The 20078-nt window shown below is 46.1% G+C and carries 15 protein-coding genes and 1 pseudogene; 5 read left to right on the top strand and 11 right to left on the bottom strand.

The genetic code is table 11. The features are described 5' to 3' along the window. Positions 1 to 271 precede the first annotated feature (271 nt). On the top strand, positions 272 to 3214 hold the full coding sequence (locus L4D76_RS24815) for an alpha-L-rhamnosidase-related protein (RefSeq protein ID WP_428443545.1): 2943 nt from the start codon (positions 272 to 274) through the stop codon (positions 3212 to 3214). A 150-nt stretch (positions 3215 to 3364) separates the two neighbouring features. Here the strand turns inward: L4D76_RS24815 and L4D76_RS24810 are convergent, their stop codons facing one another. Together L4D76_RS24810 and L4D76_RS24805 are read right to left on the bottom strand one after the other, a co-directional pair. Continuing rightward, positions 3365 to 4411, bottom strand: coding sequence for a hypothetical protein (locus L4D76_RS24810; protein ID WP_428443544.1), 1047 nt, complete (start codon positions 4409 to 4411; stop codon positions 3365 to 3367). A gap of 8 nt (positions 4412 to 4419) precedes the next feature. Continuing rightward, positions 4420 to 5520, bottom strand: a complete 1101-nt coding sequence (locus L4D76_RS24805) for a hypothetical protein (protein ID WP_428443543.1) — start codon at positions 5518 to 5520, stop codon at positions 4420 to 4422. 552 nt (positions 5521 to 6072) lie between these two features. On the opposite strand from L4D76_RS24805, the gene L4D76_RS24800 reads away from it, so the two are divergent. Continuing rightward, complete coding sequence (locus L4D76_RS24800) at positions 6073 to 6420, top strand: hypothetical protein (RefSeq protein WP_428443542.1); 348 nt, start codon at positions 6073 to 6075, stop codon at positions 6418 to 6420. Between the two features lie 80 nt (positions 6421 to 6500). On the opposite strand, the gene L4D76_RS24795 is transcribed toward L4D76_RS24800, so the two are convergent. Beyond that, positions 6501 to 9602, bottom strand: coding sequence for an efflux RND transporter permease subunit (locus L4D76_RS24795; RefSeq protein WP_428443541.1), 3102 nt, complete (start codon positions 9600 to 9602; stop codon positions 6501 to 6503). Between the two features lie 3 nt (positions 9603 to 9605). Further along, positions 9606 to 10697, bottom strand: coding sequence for an efflux RND transporter periplasmic adaptor subunit (locus tag L4D76_RS24790; RefSeq protein WP_428443540.1), 1092 nt, complete (start codon positions 10695 to 10697; stop codon positions 9606 to 9608). Between the two features lie 135 nt (positions 10698 to 10832). Here L4D76_RS24790 and L4D76_RS24785 point away from each other — a divergent pair, with 135 nt between their 5' ends. Continuing rightward, a complete protein-coding gene (locus L4D76_RS24785) occupies positions 10833 to 11771 on the top strand; it encodes a LysR family transcriptional regulator (RefSeq protein WP_428443539.1) in 939 nt (312 codons plus the stop codon). Positions 11772 to 11906: 135 nt separating this feature from the next. Here L4D76_RS24785 and L4D76_RS24780 read toward each other — a convergent pair whose 3' ends face one another. The 6 genes from L4D76_RS24780 to L4D76_RS24755 form a co-directional block, all read right to left on the bottom strand. Then, a complete protein-coding gene (locus L4D76_RS24780; RefSeq protein ID WP_428443538.1) occupies positions 11907 to 13172 on the bottom strand; it encodes an OmpP1/FadL family transporter in 1266 nt (421 codons plus the stop codon). Positions 13173 to 13608: 436 nt separating this feature from the next. Next, positions 13609 to 13776 carry a hypothetical protein gene (locus L4D76_RS24775; RefSeq protein ID WP_428443537.1) on the bottom strand — a complete coding sequence of 56 codons (168 nt, stop codon included), beginning with the start codon at positions 13774 to 13776 and terminating at the stop codon, positions 13609 to 13611. Continuing rightward, on the bottom strand, positions 13776 to 14984 hold the full coding sequence (locus tag L4D76_RS24770; RefSeq protein WP_428443536.1) for an FMN-binding protein: 1209 nt from the start codon (positions 14982 to 14984) through the stop codon (positions 13776 to 13778). The genes L4D76_RS24775 and L4D76_RS24770 overlap by 1 nt, the downstream gene beginning before the upstream one ends. A 147-nt stretch (positions 14985 to 15131) precedes the next feature. Beyond that, positions 15132 to 15407: a tetrachloroethene dehalogenase gene (locus tag L4D76_RS24765; RefSeq protein ID WP_428443535.1), complete on the bottom strand. Its 276-nt coding sequence runs from the start codon at positions 15405 to 15407 to the stop codon at positions 15132 to 15134. 23 nt (positions 15408 to 15430) lie between these two features. Continuing rightward, entirely contained in the window at positions 15431 to 16918 is a 1488-nt protein-coding gene (locus tag L4D76_RS24760) for a reductive dehalogenase (protein WP_428443534.1), read from the bottom strand. A gap of 287 nt (positions 16919 to 17205) precedes the next feature. Next, entirely contained in the window at positions 17206 to 18150 is a 945-nt protein-coding gene (locus L4D76_RS24755) for a LysR family transcriptional regulator (RefSeq protein WP_428443533.1), read from the bottom strand. 273 nt (positions 18151 to 18423) lie between these two features. On the opposite strand from L4D76_RS24755, the gene L4D76_RS24750 reads away from it, so the two are divergent. After that, on the top strand, positions 18424 to 18597 hold the full coding sequence (locus tag L4D76_RS24750) for a hypothetical protein (RefSeq protein ID WP_428443532.1): 174 nt from the start codon (positions 18424 to 18426) through the stop codon (positions 18595 to 18597). A gap of 416 nt (positions 18598 to 19013) precedes the next feature. Then, a pseudogene (locus tag L4D76_RS24745) lies at positions 19014 to 19427 on the top strand (IS1595 family transposase); the annotation flags it as partial. A gap of 127 nt (positions 19428 to 19554) precedes the next feature. Here L4D76_RS24745 and L4D76_RS24740 read toward each other — a convergent pair. After that, entirely contained in the window at positions 19555 to 19809 is a 255-nt protein-coding gene (locus L4D76_RS24740) for a hypothetical protein (RefSeq protein ID WP_428443531.1), read from the bottom strand. Between the last annotated feature and the right edge of the window lie 269 nt (positions 19810 to 20078).

Genomic DNA, 20078 nt, shown 5'->3' with positions numbered 1-20078 from the left:
GTCATCAGGAAAGGGATAATAAAAGTGTACGCCTCTTTATTAGGTATGCAATTGAATTAGTACTGTTAAATCAACACAATTGGGCAATATACCAGAATGATTCTACGCGTCGCTTTCACGGATATAATGTGCCGCTAATGACTATTAAGAAGCCGGCGTTGATATCCCCTCTTTACGAGCAAGATGCTTGATCATTTCCTTACTATTTCTACTGCATCAGGCAACGCTCTAAGATGCGCAGCAGATTTAGCTATAATTTAAGGAAAGATCAATGAAACCAACATTACTCGCGGTTACTGTCGCACTTGTGTTCTCAGTCGCTGGTTGTAACTCCAGCGATACCAGTTCGGACACTGCTATGGGAAATTCGGGCAATACTGACAATGGCGGTAAAGACATACCGATCATCAATGAAGATACACCTGTCATCGAAGAGGCCTTATATTTACGAGGGATCAATGGTGACTGGGGAGCATCAGATCGCGCAAAACTGATATACCAGGGTAAGAGCCAATACATCTCTGTCATTCGTGTCGCTAGGGGAACAAACCAGTTTAAAGTTGCAGACGAAGGTTGGCAGATTGAATACACCGGTTATCGCACACCCATTGTATTCGGCCAGCAGAATGAATTTGTCGCTAAGCCTGCCGAAAACACAGACTGTATGAATCAGGACTGTAATTCTGAAATTACTTTCCCTGATAAAGGGTATTACAAGTTTGCGGTCGATCTGTCAGATATAAAAAGACTTCAGTTAACCGTCACAGAAGCCACTCAAGAAGAAGCCGAACAATTTTATCAAGATGCCATTATTGATCCTTCCACAGTGCATATCGGGCATAAGCAATCAACGTCCAGCCTCTATCGTAACTATGACAACACAACCGATACCGTAAAAGTTTCGGTTAAAGATCCGGATGCCAGCATTCGTACGTTCGGAATTTCCACCACAGCAGAATTGCGCGACGCTCTGGATCAGGGGCTGTACGTCAGCGAAGATAGTGACAAGCCACGGGTCCGAACCGGTGATCTGGCCTTTGATGGTCTTTTCGCCCTGTCCGTTCAGGAATTAAACCAACTTGCAGTCTCTGAGATTAAAGACGGCAACTACAACCATAACAAACCGATTAAAGCAGATGTCTTTGAAACCGGTGCAAAGTGGCATTACGTCTGGACTCGCGATCTCGCTTATGCCGCCGATCTGTCCGTTGCACTGCTTGATCCGGAACGGGTTAGAAACGGGCTGGAATTTAAGCTTTCTGATTTCAGAGAAGGCACCGGTCGTGAATATGACGGTGAACAAATTATCCAGGACACAGGTACGGGCGGCAGCTGGCCAATCAGTACTGACAGAACCTCATGGGCTCTGGGTGCCGAACGCCTACTCAGCACACTTACCGGGGAAGAGTACGATGCATTTGCCAAGCGCGCTTACCATGCCCTGAGCAACACTATCGAAGCCGACCAGGTCGCCGCTTTTGACAAAACCGATGGTCTGTACCAAGGGGAACAGTCTTTCCTCGACTGGCGTGATCAAACCTACTCAAGCTGGACACCCGATAATGTGAATTACATCGCCACCAGCAAAGCACTCTCTACCAATATTGTGCATTATCGCGCCTTGATGCTGGCGGCAAAGCTCGCTGAAAGTTATGACACCTCAGCAGTAACAGAATATCAGCAGTGGGCGAATGAACTGAAGCAAGCCATAAATGCTCAGTTCTGGAATAGCACTAAAGGATTGTATTCAAGCTATCGTTTTGATGCCAAAACCAATATTCAGGTTGATAAATACGATATGCTCGGTGAGGCACTGGCAATCATCAGCGGTATTGCCGATGACGATCAGGCAAAAAAAATCATGGCCAATTATCCGCATAGTGAGTTTGGTGCACCGGTTTACTTCCCGCAGCAGCCGGGCGTTGCGGTTTATCACAACCGAGCCATCTGGCCTTTTGTCACAGCCTACAGCCTGAAAGCCGCCGCCAAGGCAGAAAATGTCGCCGCGGCCAACAATGCCTATCAATCCCTGCTTCGCGGAACTGCGCTGAATCTGTCAAATATGGAGAACTTAGAATGGCTGTCCGGCCAGTCACTGATTTTACACGGTGACCATGGCAAAGACTCTTCACTCGACGGCCCGGTTATTAACTCTCAGCGCCAGCTATGGTCAGTCGGTGGCTACCTGGGTATGGTGGTCGAAAACATTTTTGGCTTTAACACCGACAATGGCGTGCTCACGATTAAGCCCTTTATTACAGCTGAACTGAGAAATACCACATTCAAAAACTCCTCGCAGATAAAAATAGAAAATCTGCTTTATAAAGGAGCAAAATACAGTGTAACCGTAGAACTGCCACCGGTTGACGACAATAACAATGGCTATTTTGAGGTTGCATCTGTCAACAAAACCAACAACGACATTGTTGTCACGCTGGGTCAGCGCCTCGCGGGTGATGATGCACTAACGCTTATCGAAGGTGTACTGCCGTACGATACCGATAATGCCAAAGCGTTCTCTCCGCAAGAGCCCGCGTTGGATGTCACCAACACCGATGGTGATATAAGTATTGTGGTTGAAAATCAAAACAACTACGCCGTGAACATCTACCGCAATAGTCAGCAATTTCAGACCAATGATAGTGGCAGTACGTTCACAGATAAGTTAAATGGCAATGAATATGTCTGTTATGTCGCGGAAACCATTAACAGTGCGGGCTATCGCTCTAATCCAAGTAAGCCAGTGTGTACCGGTGAAGCGCTGCAGGTTCAATTCAACGGAACCTATTCCTTACTCAACAAAGAAATCAATATTGTTCCTTTTGACGGGATCAATAAAGAGTTAGACGGTAAAAAGGCATTCCAGGTTGCAGAAACGGGCACCTACGATTTTGCGGCACTCTACAACAACAACCTTGGTCAGCTTAATACTGGTATTACCAATTCCGTAAAAAAACTGACGGTCAAAGATGGTGACGGTAAAGTTGTTGCTGATGGTATTTTGCAAATGGGTCATATTGGCGAAGCACAGGGATTGCGCATGTCAACGCCGGTGAACGTTCAGTTATCACAAGGGATCGATTACAGCTTTACCCTCAGCGATCACTTCAACATGAGCTATCTCAATTCCAACAATACGTACATTTATTCTGGCGGATTAACCGGTTTTGAGAACTCAACCAACCTGGTCGACATGAAAATCACCCGTCATTAACCGACAAACTAGCCTGTATTAAATGCCAGTCAGCAAATTGCTGACTGGCATTTCTCATCAAAAAAGCTTTTTTGTTTGCTTAATTTTGTGTCGCTATAGTCGAACCGGGCTATCATGGCATACGTATTCAGCACTTACCCTATGGTTAATTTAGTCATTGACACGGAGAAAGCCCTCGATTTTCGCCTGATAGTCCCGTCTTCTGGAACTAGTATCTTTTAGCATTTTAAGTATATCAAAATTAACGAAAACTCCAGGATCATCGTCACCAATACCGACCCACCCTATGGAGTAGTTATTGTATACATGCAACATAACACCATGTCTAATATCACTAACTTGGGCTCTGTCTGCGTATGTAGAGACGACTGAAATACCAAGAGGAACTTTCCAGTTCCATGCATTGATACCAACCCACTCTAATGACAGGGCTGCTTTTTGTTGATCGCCATCCGGTGCGTCACTGACATGTTCAATGACAGCTGAGGGGTGCAACAAGAAGTATTGATAGCTGGGAGGCAATACAAAGTCGTTTCCGATGAGTTCCTCTTTGTAGAGCTGGGTATTCAGCATCAACTCCCAAGGGGTCAAAGAGCGTGCATCATAAAAATAGTTATCCCATTGTTCAGAGTAAAATCCTATTTTCGTCAATGCGGTTGTTAGTTGCTGGCGGGTAACGCTCGTGAAAGCGGCTTCAATTAAAATTTCAAAATCCGCCATTACCTTTATGCATTCTTTGCCATATCCAGAAGAATTATCTTTGCATTGAAGGTTATTCTGTTCATTAAATTTTCCGCCAATGAAATTGGAATCATCAGGAGATTTTCTTACATACCAGCTATTGGATAGTAGATCGACGGTAATACCAATACTCTGCTGTTTGGCAATATAACTAGCGAAAGTATCGATCGCCGCAGCTATATTTCCATCAGCATCGGTAGTGAGTAGGAACTTGGCCTCTTTTGAAACAGATTTCTTCCACTGTTCTACTAATATATCTAAAGTATGGTCGTGCGTTTTCTCTCCAATGCTTAGTTTGCATAATTCACGAGATATTTCTTTGGAGATTATTAAAGAATTATCAAATGCATAATTGCTACCTGTTTCTAAATTGTGCTTGACAGTACAAATCTCGGAAGCATTAGCAAAGTTGAGGTTCAGGCATAACGTAACGAGACAAATAATATAACGAAACATAACTCCCCCTAAAAGTCGATGTCTTGTAAATAGGCTTTAAAAGCAATTAGCATCTTGATGAGCTTTTTAAAATCACTCGCCTCCGAATTTTCAAGTTCACTAATGAACTCTTGAATTTCTCTCGCTTCACCAACCAAGTGTTTGAATGCCTTATCTCCTGTCATTTTCTCCTGTTCATCTGGTATAAATTCAAAAAGACTCCGCAAGAAGTCGTGACATACGAGGGAATCTTCCAGATATCCACCCACTTCAGATTTAGAAGGGTCAACATATCCACCTATACCATGGGTGTTCATACGAGCTACTTTTTCAGTTTTATAGCGCTGGTAGTGATTTTTAAAAAAGAAGGGTTCAATCCAGTTATCTGCAAGGCTGGGGTCAAAACGGTTGATAAATTTTAAGGTGAAAGGGTCAAAGCGGTGGAAGACATTGCGCAAGCTCCCAATACACCCTCCCGGTCCCGGTTTCACAGCTGATTTAAGAGGTTGGGTTAACCCACTGAGCCTTGTGATGACGGGGCTAACATTGGCAAACATCCATAGCATATCGATAGAGAGGGTATTGGGATCAAGCTTTATTTTCCCTGTTTTGTCTTTGTACCCATCAAAATACAGCTTATTCAACGTATCATGAATTACTGCAGTTCCTAACGAATGAGCAAGAACGTTAACCCTTACTCCTTTGTCATGGTATTTGAGCATTGCTGTAAGCAGTTCCTCGGCAACATAAAGTCTCACTTTTTCACCGAGCAGAGTAAGATAAAAAATAACATCTAATACATGTGTATATTGAAATTTATCTTTTCCTAGATCTTGTTGTAGTGAAACCAGCTCATTAACAACACTAGGTATTTCAGCACTACCTAGTTTTCCTTTTATAAAGACATCGAGATCCAGAGCGCTGTTTTTATATTCTTCACGCATTTTTTCAAAGATATGGTTATACCCGATGCTCTCTATATATACTTCATTTTCAAACTGTGTATTTTGATAGCTTTTGTAACGACTCAGGCTATTGTTACATGCACTAACAACTTCTTTCCGAAATGACGATCCTGTGTGATCTCCCATTCCATGTATTAGAATGATTAACTGTTTAGAATTTGGCATATACCCTCCTTGGATTCACGCATATGAAACACCTAACTAAATAAACTAGTTTATTTAGTTAGGTCAGTTGGCGCTAATTCTTGAAAATTAGACTTGCTTGGCAATTAAAATCATTCAATTGAAATAACGACAGTATTCATAGCTTCAAGAAGGCGCAATGCCACGAAAATAGTCGCCCCAGAGCCATACGGCATTCGACAAGGTTTATCAAGCAAGGCAGGAAAGCTAACTGATACTATAGTGCGCTGGAAATTCCGGGAAGTATGAGTCGCTCGATCTTTTTGACGATGCGTATGATAAGCGACTATTAACGCGGATTTGCGATTTTGATGCCAAAGGTAAGCTGATAGCACCGGTATGTATCGACGTACTGCCAATTGGCCGTGGCAAAAGTTGATTTGACTCTCATTATTATTGCCAATAGATGTTCTTTGCGATTCTTGTTTCATATCATGCATAAAATTCATGCGTCGATATCAGTGAAACAGCGCTATATACTCAAGTATCCACTAAAACTGATCGGCCACAACATTCACTGAAAAAGGATTTTTCGTGTTACACATTACTCTCTTTGTTTTTATTGCTAATGCCCTCACCTTCCTGCTGATTGCATTGCTTGGCCACTTTTTTGCGCCTCTCTCTGAGATCCCTGTTAGTGATTATCTGTTTTATAGCTGCATTATACTGTGGGGGATCGCTAAATTAGTATGGGATGGCGGGCATGGAAGTACTAAGTATTCATACGACCCTAAAGAGCGGAAGATCATGGCAATGGTGAAAGGCTTTGACTTTGATGCTGACAGAGTTAAACAGCGCGCTGCCAATACCCATTTCGGTATGAAGATGTTTATTGCAGGTATTCTCCCACTCGTGGGCTGTTTGGTTCTTTCATTCTTATAATTCACACTCTGACCGGCTTACCCTGAGTTCTTATAGGGCAAACCGATCAGAAGTGAATTTAAGCTAAAAAGTCTTCGTGCTTAATATGCAACACCAAGCTCTTGTGCTGTAGCTGATTGCTCTGAATTAGGAACACGGAATATCATCGCATAGCAAACAGGCAGTACCAGCAGCGTCAGCAGTGTGGCAAAACCCAGGCCAAAGATGATAGTCACCGCCATAGCCATAAAGAACGGGTCGAACAGCAGCGGGATCATACCCAGCATGGTGGTGATCGCAGCCATACAAACCGGACGCACACGGCTCACTGATGATTCAAAAATTGCCGCGTAAGGGTCTTTACCCGCATCTAACTCAGCATTGATCTGATCCACCAGAACGATACCGTTTTTGATAATCATTCCGGTTAAACTCAGCACACCAAGAATAGCCATGAAACTCATTGGCGCATCGAACAGAAGCAGACCGGATGCGATACCAATTATCGCCAGCGGTACGGTAAACCAAATCACTAACGGTTGTCTCACTGAGTTAAACAGCAGCACGGTGATCAGGAACATCGCCAGATAACCCATTGGCAGAGAGCTGAAAATACTTGCCTGGGCATCACGGGACGTTTCATATTCACCGCCCCACTCCAGCTCATAACCGTCAGGCAATGGAATGGCTTCAATGCTGCCGCGGATCTTACGGTGTACTGAATCTGCAGTTTCATCAGTTCCCAGTATCGGGTCAGCCATCACGGTGAGTATACGCTTACGGTCACGACGCATAATGATTGGGTTTTCCCACTCGGTCTTAAAGTCGCGGACCAACTGAGTCACCGGCACAAAGACATTGTTCTCGGCACTCCACACTTGCAATTTCAACAAGCTATCCGCATCCAGTCGCTCCTGCTCCGGAGCCCGGGCAACAACTGGCATCAGGTGGCTTTGTTCACGGTACGTACCCACTGGCATACCACTAAAGTTAATCAGCATTGCAGTGTCAAGATCCTGCTTGCTTATCCCTACCTCCCTTGCCTGAGCTTGGTTTAACTGCGGACGAACAACCATCACCTGGTTACGCCAGTCATGACGCACGTTTACTGCTGTAGGCTCATCCAGCATGATCTGCTCGACCTGCGTAGCCAACTGACGTAGAACCTCGGGATCTTCACCATAGAGGCGTGCTTCAATTTTTGCAGCAGGTGACGGCCCGTTTTCCAGCATTTTGACGCGGAACTGGGCTTCGGGGTAATTATCCTTCAAATGCTTGGTCAGTCCCGGCATGTTTGCCTGCTCCGCTTCAAGATCTGTCATTTCGATCATCAGCTGAGCATAGGCGTCATAGCCTTTCTCGGGAACATATGGCAATACAAAGCGTTGTGCGCCCTGGCCAATCACCGAGGTGACATTCTTCAGACCAATATGATTTTCTTGCTCATAAGCGATTATTTCGTCTTCAATCTTGCTGACAAAATCTTCGGTGCCGCGAATATCCGTCCCTTCCGGCAGCCAGACATCAACAAAGAAGATGGGCGTATTGGAAGCAGGGAAGAACACATTTTTCACGTGCCCCATACCAATCACCGCGACGATTAACATGGCAACCACAGCCGCAACGGTCAGCACCCGAAAACGCATCGCAAAAGTCAGAATGCCGCGGTAGGCATTGAAGAACCAACCTTTATACAACTCTTGTGGCTCATCACTGACTTCGCCATCTTTAAACAACAAGTGACAGAAAAACGGAGTAATGGTAATCGCCGTGATCCAACTGAAAAACAGTGAAATCAACAGTACCTTAAACAGCGAGCCACAGAACTCCCCCGACGCATCTTGTGACAGGCCAATTGGCGCAAAGGCCATAATCGCAATCACTGTTGCACCAAGCAAAGGCCACTGGGTCTGTTTAACCACATCGCCAGCAGCTTCCAATCGGGTTTGCCCGCGCTGGATACCGATCAAAATACCTTCGGTAACCACAATGGCATTGTCGACCAGCATCCCGAGCGCAATAATCAGGGCCCCCAGAGAGATGATTTGCAGCTGAATGCCGAGCACATTCATCACAATAAAGGTGGCAAAAATCGTTAACACCAGCACCGCACCTATCAGCAAGCCAGAGCGCAGCCCCATAAAGACCAGCAGCACCACAATTACGATAGCAACAGATTCAGCAAGGTTGAGTAGGAAACCTGACACCGAGACATCAACCACAGCTCCTTGGTCATAAACCGTATTCAGGTCCATGCCTACCGGCAGGTGGCTTTCCAGTTGCTCGATTTTGTCTGAGATCGCCTTAGATACATCAACAACATTGACCCCGGAGGTGAACGATACGCCCAGTGACAACGCCTTTTGGCCCATATTGTGGTACAGAAGATCCGGTGTTTCCGTGTCAGTTTTATAAACCTTGGCTATATCACCAAGATAAACCAAATTCTGGCTACCCGGAGGGCTGACAAGCAGCTGCTCCATCTCTGCAACATCGGCAAATTCACCGGTTGGGTGGATCCGGATACGCCCGTTACCCACACGAATTTTGCCTGCATTTGAAACAACGTTTTGTGTTTGGATCAAGCCGTAGATGTAGTTCTGATCTAAGCCCAATGCCGCAAGTTTCTGCTGGCTGATCTCAACCACCACCTGTTCCTGGGGTGCACCGACCACGGAAACCTTTTTCACGCCATCAATCAGTACCAGCTCACGACGCAAGAAATCGGCATAATTTTCCAGTTCGCGATAGCTGTAACCTTCACCTTTGATGTTCATCAGAATGCCGAACACATCTGAGTAATCATCAATCACCATAGGGGTAACGGCGCCCGGAGGCAGATCGGCTACCGCATCACTCACCTTACGGCGAAGCTCATCCCAAATCTGCGGTAGCATGGTGGCATCGTAACGATCCTCCATCTCCACATCAATTTGCGACAACCCCGCACTGTTGATTGAGGTAATGTGCTTGATCTGCTTCATCTGCTGGATAGCATCTTCCAGCACCAGCGTCACTTCTTCTTCAACCTGCTCTGGCGACGCGCCCGGGTACGGCGTAATAACCAACGCATTTTTAATGGTAAATTCAGGAAATTCTAACTGGCCAAGGCCGGTAAAGGAGATGGCCCCGCCAATTAACATCAGCAGAACAAACATCCAGCTGATGACTTTATTTTTTATACTGTAGTGAGCAACATTCATCAATTAAACGCCTCGTTCCCAGCGAAGAGGTTTCACATCCATGCCTGGTTTCAGAACGCTCGCGCCAACGGCAACAATTTGGTCGCCTTTATCAAGACCTGACAGCACTTCAATCCCTTGTGCTCGTACCTGGCCTAACGTCACTTCAACAGATTCCAGTTTTTTTGTTTCAGCGCTGTAACGCCATACCTTAGTTAAGCTATCTTCATCACTCTTAAATATCGCGGTTTGCGGCAATACCGCAATTGTGCCTGCGCTATCTTTATTCATTGCCGACATGTCTAACAGAAGCTCAGCACTCATACCAGGTAATACATTGAGGTGTTCCGGTTGATTCAGGCTAAATACCACTTCATAAGTTTGGGTACCCGGTGAAACCTTGCTTGCATGTTCTTTATAGGTGACAGAGAAAAGCTCATCATGCGAGCCAAAGCGAACCTGAGGCTGAAATCTTTCATCCAGCTGCTCATCGTTCAGGGTAAGCAATAGCGACTCAGGTAACTCGATTTGCACATCAAGCTGCTGATTGCCCTGTAGAGAGAGTACCGTCTGAGAAGGTTGGATCATCTGGTGGTTATCAAGCTCAACTTTGGCCACGATGCCAGAAAACGGTGCAGTTAAACGAGTATAGTCGAGCTGATCGCGCGCGGTAGAAAGTGCCGCTTTTGCTGATTTCAATGACGCCTTGGCTATATCGAACTCAGCTTTTGAGATCAGTTTGCGCTTGAAGATTTCTTCTTTTCGCTTAAAATCGGCCGCCGCCAGATCATAGTTCGCTTCTGCATTGAGTAAGGCATTTTTTGCGTCACGATCATCAAGCTTTGCCAGTAACTCACCCTGAGTAACCTGCTGGCCTTCCGTCAGATTCAACTTCACCAATTCGCCATTAATACGAAAGGCCAAATCAGCCTGCTGACTAGCCGCTATCTTAGCGGGAAAAATACGTGTCTGCTGATCAGCTGCATCACCGATGGTCATTAGTTTCACCGGGCGAACCGATGCGGTCTGCGAGACTGCACTTTCTGCAGAATCGCATCCTGTCAGGACGGTGCTTGATAGAAGAAGAGCAAGCACGCTCAAAGTGGCCGGTTTCATTGAATTATTTCCTGTTGTTATCTATTGAGCGCGAATATAACGTGCTATGATGTTGAAAAAAATAAAACTATTCGAAACCGTGAGTTCTACTTTTCAGAACCGTAATTGTTAGTACGAAAATTGAGCGGATATACCATGAAAACCGAAGATATCAAGTTGTTCCATCAGATCGTTGAAACCGGCAGCATGGTACATGCATCAGAAATCCTTGATTTGCCAAAATCAAACCTCAGCCGCCGCTTAAAAGGGCTGGAAGAAGAACTCAATATCTTGCTGTTTCACCGCCAGAACCGCTCAATGCTGCTAACGGAAGCCGGTGAAAAGTTTTATAAGCAAACCAAGCCAATCCTCAATCAGCTTGAAAGTACGATTCAGGAAGTCACTGCACCCAGCAATGAGATCGGCGGCCATCTGAGAATTCAGCTACTGCCGCTGCCAGACTTACTGATAATCGGAAATCTGATTTTTAAGTTCATGGATCTCTACCCCAAGATCACTGTTGAGGTACTGACTAGTTCAGAAGATAAAAACTTAGCAGAAAACCATATTGATGTTGCATTCAGAATTGCCGTTGGTCAAACCCTGAAAGACTCCTCCTTGATTGCCCGACCATTTAAATCGGCCCATCTCAGCTTTTATGCCAGCCCAGACTATATTAAAGAGTATGGTCTCCCTGCCAACCCGGATGAACTGAAGCACCACAACGTGCTCCGCTTTCGCGCTCCTGATGGTCAGATCCACAGCCAGTTACAGCTTGGCTCTGGACAAAAAACGGTGGCAGTTTTCGGAAATTTAGTCATAAACAGCGCGCCTCTGATCATTGAAGCCGGCTTACAGGGCAGAGGCATTGTGTTTATACCAGAAGATATCGCTAACCATTATGTAAAAAAGGGAGAACTGGTGAGATTATTCGACGACATTGAACCATCAGTCAACTTCGGATGGCTGGTGTATCCTTCCCGTACTCATATGTCACTGACAGCCCGTACCTTCATTGACTTTATGATGTCGAATGTTGAACAAGATCCGACGTTTTACTCACAGGCAGGAGATATCCGAAGACTGCTGATTTAATACCCGCCATCTAGCCGGGGCGCAAGAACAATAAAAGCCGCACGCTAATCAATGTCGCGAAGTATATGTTCGGGTATCAGAGCCATTATTTCACACGCTATGTGTTCCCAAGCATAGCGTATGAATGGAGCGCAATTAAAAGCGGTAACCGAGTGCCAGGTTGAAAATATTGACATGCGATTTACTGCTTCCCTTGACGACATACACTGGCGACGAATCATCGGGGATTGCCTGGTTGACTTCCGCATCACCAAGATCCAGATACTGATAGCTCAGATCAACACTCCAGTTCTGCTCGATCGGGGCGTAAGTAAAACCGAGGGCATAGCGTATGTGGCGGTCCAATGGTGGATCCAGCTTATGATCTTCTTTCGCTACCGGCGACCCATCGTAACTGACGCCAGCCTTGAGGCTAAGCGCTTCGCTCTGCTGATAGATGACGCCAACGGCACCTCCCCAGGTATCGCGCCAGTTTCTATCGACTAACATCTCCATATCAGGGATTCCGCCGCCAGTTAGTGTCAACTTGTTTTCCTCCATCGACGACCACTCACTCCACTTTACATCCGCCAGCACTGCCAGGCGCTCAGTCAGCTGGTGGTTGATGCTGAACGACACCATGTTTGGCAAATTAAAATGCGCCATCTCGGCATCGGTTCGTACCTTGTGGCCGTTCAGATCCAAATCGGCATCACCGCTTGGCTCAAAATCCACCTCGGACAAATAACGCAGCCCCATACGAGTGGTATCTGTCGGCTGATACATCAGCCCCAGTTGCCAATACGGTTGGACATCTTCGAGTTCGATCGCACCTGTGGCGTTGGGCATCGGCTCCATGTCAAGCTCCCAGGAAAGATAAGCCGCCCCCAGAGACGCCCCCAGCGACCAAGCATCATTGATGCGGTGCCCCAATGCTAAGGATAAACCCGCAACCATGACTACACTATTGTTGACAAAGCCGGATCCGACCCAGTTGGAACCAAAGTCTACGCCACCTCCAACCATGGGTGCCAGGGAAATGCCGTAAGCAAGATTGTCGTCAATAGACGAGGCGTAAAAAAACGTCGGGGCAAACGACACCCCCAGAGAGTAGTCAATACTATCCTTACGTCGTTCGTCGGCGTCGGCGTCGGGGCCTGTGGTGGACCCTTCATCGTAGAAAGTCAGCGAGTCATCGGTCACAGTGGCCCCTATATATAATTCCTGACCTTGAAACCATCCCAGGCCAGCGGGATTATTATAGGAAGCGGTGACCCCCGTGTCAGTGGCATGACCCGCGCTGGCGGTTGCCGCGAATGGTGTAACCGCATCCAAGGCATGGATACCACTGGCCCCTGCAAATAAAGGAGTCAGCAATAACGCCCCTCCCCCCAAGTAACAAGATAAGCTATGACGACTCATTAAATGACACCTTATGACTATTAAAATTTATATTGCTAGATTATTTAATTCCATCTTTCTTTTTATTAATGTTGTTTTGGTGCTAACAGGGCAAATAAGGATACCCCTCCATTTTTCTTTTTGTTAATTTTGTTTCTATGCTAACAGCGAAAATAAATGAAGCCCCTCAAGAACCCTCATTTCATTTATTTGTTTAGCTGCTTAAATGTGCATTGCCAGATTATTTAATTCCATTTAATTTTTATCAAAATTGTTTCAGAGCTAAAAGGTACCCCCCCTCCTGGTTTCTTCGTTAACTTATTTGCTTGACTACATTATCAAGTAGTCTGGGCGTGAATAAATATTTCCCATCAAAGGTTAAATTAACCAGCTGGTAACTCATGCTCTTGCCTTAACATAATAAGCCGCCGATACCAACGGCCTAATATATTTTATGTTAAGTGCACCAACGCAGGCCTTCTTGCACAATAAAGCCAAATACCAATAAAAGGGTGATGCAAAACAGCGTATTGCTGATATACACCTGCCACTTTGGTTTAGCACGCCTGGTTGTATAGCTCTCCTTTAACGTGCGCCGTGTCGGTGTTGAAGTCGCTGTATTCATTAAACCTCCTTAACGCGGATATGTTTTGCCCGCAAAAGCTTATTCTTCGCTTTGGTACGCATTTCCAATGAATGATTAAGTAATCGCCCTACCGGACAAAACAGCCGACACCAGAAATTATTCATAACCGCTGAGCCTATGAGCGCCAGTGGCAATATATACCACTGGATACCAACACCTTCTAACGAGAACATCATGGCAAAGGGCTCGTAAGAGGTTATGGCCGGTGTTCGTGATAAAAGAATTAACATCAAAGATGACCATAACAGCAAGTTAACGCCGAATTTTGCATTATTCAGTAGTAGTTTAGACGGTGAAAAGTTGAGTCCGCTCAGCTTATTGAGCCAGTGCTGGATGACATGAAAAGGACAGAGCTGGCTGCAGTAGACGTTACGCCCCATAAAAAGCAAAGAGGCGATTACGCTACTCATCAATATGTACCAGCCAGGATGGCTGTGCCAGTCCGGAAAGTAACCCAGAAACAGGCTGCCAAAGGCGTTGAGTGACAAGGAACTGTTGAGCCAGAAACCCATGGTGGCCACAACGATCACAGGCATTACCCGGCCAAAGCCTTTGCGATACCGTGGCGGGATTTTTTTACTTGCAAGTGTTGCGATGATAACAAGGGTGAGAACGATTTCTTTGACCGAAAAATTATACGGACGCGGTTGCCAGGTTTGTGGCATATTCAGTGTCATTGCCGCTTGGTGGGCAGCCTGGCGTACGGCCAGGGTGATCCCCTTGGTGGAGTAGGTTGCGCCGCTTATCCCGTCAATATCGCCGTCAACCAGAAAATCACTGTTTAAGATCTTGCCCTTAAACTGTCTTAAGAAGTGCTTGCGCTCCAGCCGGCCAATATAGGCCGGCGTATCTTTGTGCTGAAGCAAGTCGACATCCGCAATGCTCCGGGTCTTTTCGTTAATCTTTACGCTGATACCAAGCGGGCCACCATAGCCGTTACCTTTTGCGGTGACTATAGGAATCAGCTTATTGCCCTGTTGCATCACATATGACCACGGGCTGTCACTGGTTGTTCGTTGTACGTTTGAACCGAAGTACTCGAAGAGTCCTCGGCTCTCATCAATATGTTGGAAGTAATTGCCGGCAATGGCGGCAATCAGCAGGGAAATATAGCCAAAGTAAGCCAGCCAGGCTGGTCGCTTGGCTCTCTTTTGGTATTTTTTCCGGGAGGAATGAGAATTTGACATAGGATGCCTTTACTACATAGGGCCATAACGTGCGAATAGCAAAACCAGGGGCGGTAGCCATACCTGCAGGTGGCCAACGTGCTGCCACCTGTGAGCTGTGACAACACATCGACAAACTTCAGCAGTCATTGCCCCTGTTTAACGGGTTTATTTATTGGCCGGAGCGATAAACAGGCGCCACGTACCGGCAAAAATCATCAGCCCCATCAGGCCAAACATGATCAATCCCATTGCTCCGGACTGCGGCTCACGCTCAGCAAAAGATGCCCAGGACCAGGCGATACAAAACCAAACACTGCCCGCCGAGGCCATCAGCCCCAGATTCGCACGCCAGTCTATCCGGTAGTGCTCTTTAAGCTTGACGTAACCCCAAATCCCTGCCGTTGTTAACATACCCAGCAGATACCACATTAACCCAATCATAATCTTGCTCCTCGTTGTCAAAGTTAAATTTCGATGTCTTTACCAGTTTTCCAGAAGTTCACAACTGCTTTTTCATCAAAGGTGTTGCCGTAGCCATAGACCTCATCCATCACTTTCATAAAGGTGTGAATAGGACCGCCGGTGAAGGCATTGGAAGCATCGATCATCCGGTGATGCCAGAAATCGGGTTTATTCCACGGGCAGGCGGTAATACAGGCGCCGCAGTCTGTGTCGCTGTCTATCCAGTACTTAAAACACTTCTTCGCATCGCTATAGAACTTCTTAACCCCTCTCTGGTGGTGCCAGGCATAGTCCGGGTTGTCACCATTTTCATAGGTCGGTCCCCAAGTCGGTTCGTCATCGCTGCAAATGGCTTTGGACGGGCAGGCATCGGCACACAGTTTGCACTTGGTGCAGAAATCCATGATGCCGAAGCTGCGTGGTTTGTCGTAAGCCTCTGCCGGTAATTCCAGATCGGTATAAACCTTGGCAATCCTGACTCGAGGGCCGAGACGTGGGGCAACCAGCGTGCCATTTCGCGCACCTTCGCCCAGTCCGGCAGAAATGGCATAAGCCACGCTGTTGCCTAAGTCATTGCTGGCCGAGACTGCCTTGTAGCCCAGGGCATGAAGGAAGTTTTTTATACTGTGGCCGACAAATGACATCTTGGAGTAACCGTTGCCTACCGTGGCAGATGAGACTTTGGAAGGTGCAGTAGCCATTGCCGCATAATCCATATCGACCAGGAATACGATCACCGATTTGGGTTTAAACGGAAACTCGTCCCAGGATATTTCTTTTCCTTTTTGTACATCGTAGAGGGGGTCGAAGTTCCAGTGCGGATCGTTGGGGGTGATACCGCAACGTACCGCGCCGTAGAGCCGTGCGGCAGATTTAATGGCCATGGCGGCTTCTTCTCCGGAAGCAAACTCCCAGCGCTCCGGGGCAACCTGATCAACACGACCGATCGGCGTATCAACCGGGCCCTGGTGCCAGCTGTTGACGCCGTGATCCGGCAACATGTTAGGTGCCATCGGTGCCATCGCATTGACCGGGGCCCATCCTCCCCAGGACAGGGCATTGTCCAATTGCGACATTCCCAGTTTCTGCCCCCGTTTTTCAGCTAATTCGGTGGCATGGCGGATATCCACTAAGCTGCGAGCCATTTCCATGGCGCCGTGCTGAAAGTTCCAGCCGTTCTCAAAATTCTGGTTTCTGGCCGGGAACTGTTGGGCGAGTTGCGGGCTGAAGCAAAAGGTTCCGATGGAGTCGCGCTGAGGGAAGGGTTTAAGTACTGCAGGATCCAAAGGAACCGGAAAGCTGTCATGTTCCACGCCGTCTATACGATCGGCGATAAAGGCACCCGATGCGCCGGTGGCTGCCGTTGCCGCGATACCGGCACCGATTTTAAACAGGTTGCGACGGGATTTATTTACATCTTCTCCATCAGTTATATCTTTAATTTCAATCTCTTGATGATCATCCGGATGGGGCGTTTTTTTCGAGGTCATTACTTAATTCCTTATCCACAGGGCAAAGCCACATAACGAGTAAGGATATGATATAGATGGAAACCAACCGGAAAAATGAAGCCATTGATCAAAGACTATTACCAATAAGGAGAATAAGACTAAATGAGTAGCCACCGGGACGTTTAGGATGCCGCGGAAAAATGACCCAGATCATAATAAATAGTTACAAAGAGTGGGGATAGCGGCCATATTCGCCCAAAATTTAACCGATGACCGCCGAAAGGCATAACCTTAGATTTTCGAACAAAAGTGTGCTCGAGATCTTGTTAGTGTGGTGTATTAATGCCATCACTTTGAGGAAGCAGCGGCACGCCAAGCAGCTTGTTGTAACGCATAAAGTGAATAAAGGCCCGGGTTGTAGACGGGCAGTACTGGCTTCTCGGGTAGATGGCGTAAGTCGGAACCGCATGTGCAAACTTGCCGTCAAACAGGGTAACCAAACGCCCTTGTGCGACATATTGTCGGCACAGAAAGTCGGGCAACCAGGCAATGCCGTAATCGTTCAGCGCCATATCCATGGCCACTTCCATCTCGTCGCACTGCATGCGGCTGTTGATTTTTACCTGATGGGGGATCTCATCTTCAAACCATAACCAATGATTGGGTTCACATTCACGCACCGATTTAAGACATTCAATTGTATGATAAGCTCCCAGCTCTCTAGGATGCTGAGGCATGCCGTGTTTTGCCAGGAAGGCAGGGCTGGCATAGAACCTCCGGTGACAAAGAATCAGGGGCTCATTGATAAATGCCTGTTCATCTAACGGCGTGATATGCAGCATGAGATCGGCATTGAACTTATTGCTTTCCGGCTGCCCGTGGGTGGTTAGTAGTGTGAGTTCAACCTTGGGATATTGGGTCAGAAAATCCGTTAAGCAGTTTTTTGCCAAGCGCCGGTTAAGCAGATCCAGACTGTACACGGTCAGCTTACCGGTTGGCTCGGCTTTCTGGGTCTGAATTTTTCCCATTGCCTGGATCCATTGCTGCTCCATTGCCATGGTATGCTCGATAAAGCTCTGGCCCTCATAGGTTAATTCGATTTTTCGGGTCGAGCGTTTAAAGAGCGAAATTTGCAAACTGTTTTCGATAGTCTTTATCCGTCGGCTCACGCCTGGCCGAGTCAGGTTCAGTATATCTGCAGCTTTTGAAAAACTGCCCTGGCTGGCAATAAGGTTGATGAGCTTGAGATCGTCAACTGAGAGGTTAATCATAGTTTTATAGGGTTTCCGTAAAAAGTTGACATAAAGGGATATCAAATACCCTCTTCAAATAAAAAGTGGTATACCGTAGCAAAAAACTGAAGACAAATCCCTTTACGCCTTTTAAAAATAGTTATCCGATACGGTCTTGCCTGCACTACTTGCGTAATTAAAACCGAAGATATCAAACTGTTCCATCAGATCGTTGAAACCGGGTTACAGGGCAGAGGCATTGTGTTTATACCAGAAGATACCGCTAACCATTATGTAGAAAAGGGATAACTGGTGAGGTTATTCGACGACATTGAACCATCAATCAACTTCGGATGGCTGGTGTATCCTTCCCGCACTCACCTGTCACTGACAACCCGTACCTTTATCGACTTTATGTTGGCGAATGTGGTACATGATCCAACGTTTACCGCCCAGCCAGAAGATATCCGAAAACTACTGATTTAATCCCCGCCTCCCCATCAAACAGGTGTGTAAGAACAATAAAAGCCGCACACAAATCAATGTCTCGAAGTAAATGTTCGGGTATCAGAGCCATTATTTCACACGCTATGCGTACCCAAGCATAGCGTATGAATGGAGCACAAAACGCGTTAGAGCTAAAACTCATTCAAAGTCTGTTTATGCTGGTTTTCGATACCTGAACTTATGCCAAATCAGATGCTATTAACGCTCATTCTCCCAATATAACCGCGCTTCAAAAAATAGATAGCGAAGCCACATAACCATTCAGTCTGAAGTCTCTTTCATGTGCTGCTAAGGCCCTAATCAGAGTTAGGGCTATTCCTCATTCAAGTTGTCTTTTAACCGATATATTATCCATTGAAGAAAATGATATTTGGTGTCTAATCTTATCGGGGCAGATCAGAATGCGTTTTACCGCTGTTGATGGATTTAAGGAAGCAGAACTTACTCGTTGGGCTAAAGCTCATTTACGCCCTAAATCGCTAGTTATTTCTGATGGGCTAGCCTGTTTCCGTGGTATCGAAGATGCAAAAAGCTTTCACCATGCAATTGTGACTGGCGGCGGAGCGGATTGTGTAGAATTACCTTATTTCAAATGGATTAACACAATGATTGGTAATGTAAAAAACACAATGCACGGAACTTATCATTCAATCAACAAAAAGCACTTGCCGCGTTATCTTGCTGAGTTCTGTTTTAAGTTTAATCCACGGTTTAATTTAGAGAATATGCTTGAACAGCTAATATATTCAAGTGTTCAAACAGCACCAATGCCTCAGTGCCTTCTTAAGCTGGCTGAGGTTCGGTGGTAATCAACTACATTTTTAAGAAAAATTGTGTAGCGTATCTCTGTTAAATTAGGATAGATACCCTCCTCGATCTTATGCTAAAAAATGATTAATTTAGTTAAATTATGATTATCACTCTCATTTTTCCCTTTTAAGCTGCTTTTTGGTTGGCGTTCTGCGCGAGATACTTTAGCACGTGATTGCAATAGTCCAGATCGGCAATATGATGATAAATCTCGCGTAACATGGATAGATGCTCAACAGGGCAATCCTCTTTTATCATTTTTGTTTTAATCAATAATATCGCCGCAGTCAGTTGCTCAGCGAGAGTTTCAAAATATTTTTTGTTACCAGAATTAATCATAACAGTGTGGATACTGTGAACCGGAGAAATGATCGGAGTCATGTGTTTTGCGGCGGCCTCAATAAGTGCCTAAGGAAAACCAAATTCATTAAGCTACACTTTTATTATCACCTGACACACGCCGATTGAACCGCACGATGCAATGTACTGTACAGCTAACTGAGTTTGAACGTCATACCCTACAGCAACTGTCGTTGAACCATATACACCGAGATATCCGCACTCGAGCCGCAGGAATATTATTATTAGCTCGTATGCTTACGCCTAAAGAGATCGGCGCTGAACTTTGTGTCACTCCTAGAGTGGTATAT

It is taken from the genome of Photobacterium sagamiensis (genome assembly GCF_050337085.1).
In the GTDB taxonomy this organism is placed as follows: domain Bacteria; phylum Pseudomonadota; class Gammaproteobacteria; order Enterobacterales; family Vibrionaceae; genus Photobacterium; species Photobacterium sagamiensis.
This window is presented reverse-complemented; position numbering and strand designations above follow the sequence as displayed.